This is a genomic window from Mesorhizobium sp. M1A.F.Ca.IN.020.06.1.1, assembly GCF_004023265.1.
GTDB lineage: Bacteria > Pseudomonadota > Alphaproteobacteria > Rhizobiales > Rhizobiaceae > Mesorhizobium.
The window spans coordinates 1-1,702 of sequence record NZ_RZSR01001136.1; the positions used below are offsets into that span (position 1 = coordinate 1).

Here is a 1,702-nt window from a genome sequence, read left to right on the forward strand (position 1 = left end):
GGCGATCTTCTGGGGCAGGGCGGGAAAGCGCTTCGGCGGCCGAAACCAGCAGCCCGCCGGCAAGCTTGCCCTCGCCCGTGATCACCATGAACAGCGGGCCATAGACGAAGAAGGTCGTCCAGAAACACGAGCGCCCGAAGGCGATCAGCCACGCGAGGCGCAACCGCGGCTGCGCGACGAAGCGGCCGATATTGGCGAGCGGGTTGATCGGACGGCTCTTGCCGGGACGGATCGAAGGGTTGTCGCCCAGCCGATAGGTCCAGAACAACGCCAGCAGCGCCAGCGCGAAAGCCACGACCGCGCCGTTTGCGGCATAAATCCCGAAGCGCGTATAGAGGAAAATGCCGAGCGTCGGCCCGCCGGTCCAGGCGAACATCGACCAAGCCATGCGCAGCGATTCCGCCTGCATGAAGTCGGTCTTGCGGATATGGTCCATGATGTAGAGGTTAAGCGTGATGGACAGCGCGCTCGCCCCCATGACACGGCACAGCATCCCGGCGAGTTGTCCCGGCAGCGTGTGGGTAACGAAGAACACCGAGCCGATCGCCAGCATCAGGCAGCCGGCCGTGTAGACCCAGCGCCGCGCGAAGCGGCGGATCAGCATCGGCATGAACAGCGTCACCGACAGCCCGAGCAGCGACACGATGGTGTAGAGGATCGAGACGATCTGCTCGTTGTGCAGGATTTCGTAGGCCTGATCGGGATGACGCTGGAGATGGTGGCGCGAGCAAAGGATTCGACCGCATAGAGCGAAGCGAAGGTGCGCGCATCGGCGGGCCTGAGAGCCGGAAGCCAGATCGGATGGCGCACATGGGTGGACATCGGCCCTCCGAAAAGTGAATCGCTCGCCAAATCTGGCCGGACCAGTCGCGGACCGGTAGCAGGAAACCGACTCCGAGAGGCCGAAAAGCGAAGCCGGCCAGAGGCTTTCCGCCGCTGGCCTAAAGCGGCTTGCCATGCCGCCTGAATGGCAGCAGCCGATCCACCCTCTGTTGTTCGCCCGAACCGTGATAGTCGTTTGGCACGACTGAATCGGATTGCGAGATCAATGACCCTTCAGACGACCGGCGTCGCCGTTCAAGACGCGCCGAAACACGGCCGCATCGTCGCCATCGACGTCCTGCGCGGCATCGCGCTGATCGCGATGGCGAGCTATCATTTCACCTGGGATCTCGAAAACTTCGGCTACACCTCGCCGGGCCTCACCGCCTTCGGTTGGTGGAAGCTCTACGCCCGCTGCATCGCCTCGACTTTTCTGTTCCTGGTCGGTGTCAGCCTGTTCCTCGCACATGGCCGCCATATCCGTTGGCCTGGCTTCTGGAAGCGCTTTGCGATGGTTGCGGGTGCGGCGATCGCCATCTCGGTCGTCACCTATATCGCCACGCCGGACGGCTTCATCTTCTTCGGCATCCTGCACGAGATCGCGCTGGCAAGCCTGCTCGGCCTGGCTTTTCTCAGGCTGCCGACATTGCTGACGGCGATCGTCGCCGCGGCCGTGATTGCGGCGCCTTATTATCTGCGGTCGGAAGTCTTCGACCATCCGGCGCTGTGGTGGGTCGGGCTGTCGCCGACCAACCCGCGCTCGAACGACTATGTGCCGCTGTTTCCCTGGTTCGGCGCAGTGCTTGCCGGCATCGCGGTCGTCAAGCTCGCTTCGGCATCCGGGCTTCTCGCCCGGCTGGCGACCTGGATGCCCGGCCGC

Annotated in this window: 2 protein-coding genes; one reads left to right on the forward strand and one right to left on the reverse strand. The window is 63.9% G+C overall.

The features are described 5' to 3' along the window. Positions 1–643: MFS transporter (locus tag EOA60_RS31775; RefSeq protein ID WP_245502665.1), on the reverse strand; the 643-nt coding region annotated here is incomplete at its 3' end. A gap of 405 nt (positions 644–1,048) precedes the next feature. Between EOA60_RS31775 and EOA60_RS31780 the strand changes: the two genes are divergently transcribed. Then, positions 1,049–1,702 (forward strand): DUF1624 domain-containing protein (locus EOA60_RS31780; protein ID WP_164899724.1); only part of this gene is annotated, 654 nt, incomplete at its 3' end.